General features: G+C 40.4%; 4 protein-coding genes. All 4 read right to left on the bottom strand.

The annotated features are described in order from the left end of the window. Positions 1–31 precede the first annotated feature (31 nt). Positions 32–274, bottom strand: coding sequence for a DUF2789 family protein (locus tag B4237_RS11660; RefSeq protein ID WP_278595882.1), 243 nt, complete (start codon positions 272–274; stop codon positions 32–34). A gap of 157 nt (positions 275–431) precedes the next feature. Next, positions 432–1418: a malate dehydrogenase gene (locus B4237_RS11655; protein WP_004876757.1), complete on the bottom strand. Its 987-nt coding sequence runs from the start codon at positions 1416–1418 to the stop codon at positions 432–434. A gap of 167 nt (positions 1419–1585) precedes the next feature. Continuing rightward, complete coding sequence (locus tag B4237_RS11650) at positions 1586–2272, bottom strand: ribonuclease T2 family protein (RefSeq protein WP_171054751.1); 687 nt, start codon at positions 2270–2272, stop codon at positions 1586–1588. Between the two features lie 26 nt (positions 2273–2298). Beyond that, on the bottom strand, positions 2299–3073 hold a 775-nt coding region (locus tag B4237_RS11645), incomplete at its 5' end, for a transglycosylase SLT domain-containing protein (protein ID WP_286943219.1).

The raw sequence follows: 3073 nt of genomic DNA, 5'->3' as shown, positions 1-3073 counted from the left end.
CAATAATGTGAGCTTTATTTTTTATAAATTATTATTTGGTGCTATCTAAATGTAGTTGTTGATTTAGCTCATCAACTACAATCGCCCATTCATCATCTTTATCTAAATGGCTTTTAAGAAAATCACGTTGTCCCGCACTCCAAAACGCTGCTTCATGTAATTTTTGATCTGCACTAAGTTGATGTGCTTTGACAAAAGTTTCAATACTCGCGTCATTAGAATCAAGACCTAACTGTTCAAATAAAAGTTCTAGTGTAGGTTGTTGCTCAAACATTTTTTATTCTCCAAACTCATGCTTTAATTAAATTAATCTAAACATAAACACTTATTCAATACATCTGTATGCCTATATTTTCTTGTAGTTTTTATGTGCACATACATAAAAAAACGCCCGAATTCGGGCGCTTTTTCAATTTATCAAAAAAGATAAATTAGTTCACCATGTCAGCAACTGCTGCACGCTCTTCTTCTAACTCGTTTAGAGTGAAGTTGATACGCTCACGGCTAAATTCGTCAATTTCTAAACCTTGAACGATTTTGTATTCACCGTTTTCAGTTGTTACAGGGAAACCGAACATTACGCCTTCAGGAATACCATAAGAACCGTCTGAAGGAATACCCATCGTTACCCATTTGCCGTTTGTACCAAGCGCCCAGTCACGCATATGGTCGATTGCAGCATTTGCAGCAGAAGCAGCAGAAGAAAGACCACGCGCTTCAATAATCGCAGCACCACGCTTACCAACTGTTGGAAGGAATACATCTTTGTTCCAAGCAGCATCGTTGATTTTGTCTTTCAAGCTTTCGCCATTTACATTTGCAAAGCGATAATCAGCATACATTGTTGGAGAGTGGTTGCCCCAAACAGTCATGTTTTCGATATCAGAAACAGCTACACCCGCTTTTTGAGCAAGTTGAGTTAACGCACGGTTGTGGTCAAGACGTAACATTGCTGTAAAGTTCTTCGATGGAAGATCTGGAGCAGATTTCATCGCGATGTAAGCATTTGTATTTGCAGGGTTACCTACAACCAATACTTTAACGTCACGGCTAGCAACTTCGTTTAATGCTTGACCTTGACCAATGAAGATTTCGCCATTTACTTTTAATAAGTCAGCACGTTCCATACCTGGACCACGTGGACGAGAACCTACCAATAAAGCATAGTCAGCATCTTTAAATGCAACTTTAGGATCATCAGTCCCGATCATGCCAGCCAATAAAGGGAAAGCACAGTCATCAAGTTCCATCATCACGCCTTTAAGCGCTTGTTGAGCTTTCTCAAATGGAACTTCAAGCAATTGTAAAATTACAGGTTGATCTTTACCTAACATTTCACCGCTTGCGATACGGAATAATAAGCTATAACCAATTTGACCAGCAGCGCCTGTAACGGCAACACGAACGGGTTGCTTCATGTGATATTCTCCAATGAGATGCGTTAGCACGATTGAAACATATTGTTATTCAATCGAATTATCATAAACGGCAAAGATTGTACTCTAAAGCGAACGCAGATGCATGTAAAAGAGAATGGATTTCAACAAAAGTCTGATAGAAAATACAAATAAAGGGCTAAAAAAGCCTAGTAACTACCTTTAATTGTAAAGTCATTTGGGCAACCCGTCACAATATGACTTGAACATTGCTTGTACTGACCATTCTTCTGATAACACACTCGAATTTCGGTTAAAACTGATTCAAACCGTGAAGACTGGCAAGTAAAACGAATACCATTTGGTGGTAACGAAGGATTTAATTTTGTGAACTGTTGTCTAAGATTTTCTTTTTGAACATCAATCGTATTGGGACTTGTTAAATCTGATGGAACTTTTAAACGCTCAGCAAAATTAATTATTTTTCTAAAATATTGACTTGCATTCATGGGGACACATCCACCAACCCCTTGCCAAAGCTGTACGCGAGCGTTTTCGTCAGGCATCACACGTGCCACAACTTTAGCTTGTAACGGTGAAAGTTTGGCAGAACTTTTTGTTTCACACTCACGTCCGACTGGGACTTCAGGTAACAAACTAGAAATGGTAAGTGAGTAACCTTCTAAACACTTGCGCTGTTTTTGTCGTGTTGAATCAAACGAACAAACCGCAGGCGTCATTTGAATATGCATGACATAACCTGCTATATCGGCATTGTCGGCTGCATATAATGGCGCACCAAATGAGAGCGCGAAATAACAGATCAATGTCTGTAACACGCTACGCATTTGGAACTTGAATGTGTTTATCGCTTTCATCAAATACAAAAACTTCATTGTTTTAAATTCAACATCTTTGTGCCTTAAGGTGTATTACGCACAGGAATTGTGCTCATACGTTTTTCAAGGGATTGCGGCCCCTGCCCAAGTAGCACTCCATAATGTGTTGCATTGGTCATGACATGTTTAACGTAATCACGCGTTTCAAGCAAAGGAATAGACTCTGTGTACTGATCAGCAGCCATCGTTTGAAAATCAGGCTGCCAACGGCGTGCTCGATTTGGGCCTGCGTTATAACCTGCTGTTGCAAGTACCGCATTGCCACTTAGCTGACTTTGAATCATTGAAAGATAATATGTTCCATAACGGATATTGGTGTTCATTTCACTTAATGCCGCAGGGTTATATGTTTCTCCCATCTGGCGAGCAACAAGTTTTGCCGTATTGGGCATGATTTGCATCAAACCACCAGCACCTACATGCGAACGTGCAGAAGTAACAAATCGACTTTCTTGGCGCATTAAACCATACGCCCAAGCGGGATCAATACCCGCATTGTAACTATGACTCGTCACATTACTACGATGCGGTGTAGTGTAGCGATAAGTATCGTTATGCTTTGATGTCGTACGATCCGCAGCATAAATAGCACGATCATACCACCCCATATCATGCGCGCGTTTGGCTGCTGCTAATAGTAGACCATCGTCATGTTGCAAATACGCCTGACGAACTGCCCAGTTCCATTCACGATTGGTATAACTTGCAGGCGCATTAATATCTCTTAATGCAAACGCACGTCTAAAATGAATATTTTGATTTAAGCGCTGTGCATCCTGAGCAGAAGGCTGCTCATTG

Source organism: Acinetobacter sp. UBA6526 (assembly GCF_002434875.1).
In the GTDB taxonomy this organism is placed as follows: domain Bacteria; phylum Pseudomonadota; class Gammaproteobacteria; order Pseudomonadales; family Moraxellaceae; genus Acinetobacter; species Acinetobacter venetianus.
This window is presented reverse-complemented; position numbering and strand designations above follow the sequence as displayed.